This window comes from Blautia sp. CAG:257 (assembly GCF_000433815.1).
GTDB classification, from domain to species: domain Bacteria; phylum Bacillota; class Clostridia; order Lachnospirales; family Lachnospiraceae; genus Blautia_A; species Blautia_A caecimuris.
In genome coordinates, this window is the sequence record NZ_HF999075.1 from 15187 (window position 1) to 15926 (window position 740).

At 42.8% G+C, this 740-nt stretch carries 1 protein-coding gene; it reads right to left on the bottom strand.

The window, feature by feature from the left end:
- Nucleotides 1–35: 35 nt before the first annotated feature.
- Nucleotides 36–740, bottom strand: a 705-nt coding sequence (locus QVP40_RS09430) for an ABC transporter permease (protein ID WP_288200447.1), incomplete at its 5' end; no start/stop codon positions are given.

The window sequence follows — 740 nt, forward strand, 5'->3', positions numbered from 1 at the left end:
CTCACAGGACAGTGATCCCTGATCTGTAACTCCTTTTACTCTACTGATTTCAGAGATTCTACCATGTCGATCTTTGTCAGCTTCCTGTGCATAAACCAGTTTACGATCATGGAAAAAATGCAGGTTATCACAGCACAGTACAAAAAGCTTACAGGACGGATATCCCGCCCGAACATTACTGCGTCCACCTCAACCGTTACAATAATATATCTGTGAAGCAGAACTCCGAATCCCGAGCCAAAAATAATCCCCGCAATAGTCAGAAGAATGTTTTCTCTCAGTACGTATTGAGAAACCTCTTTGTCGTAGAAGCCCAGAACCTTCAGAGTTGCCAGTTCTCTCTGTCTCTCTGTAATATTAATATTATTCAGATTATACAACACTACAAATGCAAGCATTCCCGCTGAAACGATCAGCACTACAATAACAATTCCCAATGTGCTGAGCATTCGTTCCACCTGGGCAGCCAGACTGGAGGTATAGCTGATACTGAGGGCTCCCGGCTGTTCAATAATCTCTTTTCCGATTTCCTCTGCCTGCTCCAGATATTCATCCTTTACAGAAAATACAACATCCTGATAATCCGGTTCTTCCCCAAAGGTCTGTTCATATACCTTTGGGGTCATATAGATGTAGTGTCCCATGTAGTTTTCTGTAATTACAGACACTTTTGCGTGAAACTCCTTATTTTCCCGCTCCAGGGTAATGGTATCTCCTACCTGAAGATTCAGAAGCTTTGC